Genomic DNA, 241 nt, shown 5'->3' on the forward strand with positions numbered 1-241 from the left:
TTTTGATTTTGAAGACGATTTGAGCGATTATTATGCGATGACTGATAAATCAGTTAAGAAAACTATTTTTTATGGTCGTAACGGTAAACCAGAAACAAAATATTTTGGTGTTCGTGACAGGGATAGATTTATTAGAATTTATAATAAAAAACAAGAACGTAAGGATAATGCAGACATTGAAGTTATGTCTGAACACTTATGGCGTGTAGAAATTGAATTAAAAAGAGATATGGTTGATTAT

Annotated in this window: 1 protein-coding gene; it reads left to right on the plus strand. The window is 29.5% G+C overall.

The window, feature by feature from the left end; all coding sequences use genetic code 11:
- The coding region (locus tag SH09_RS13450) for a replication initiation factor domain-containing protein (protein WP_042740146.1) at positions 1 to 241 on the plus strand (241 nt) is incomplete at both ends.

The organism is Staphylococcus gallinarum, assembly GCF_000875895.1.
Classification (GTDB): Bacteria; Bacillota; Bacilli; order Staphylococcales; family Staphylococcaceae; genus Staphylococcus; species Staphylococcus gallinarum.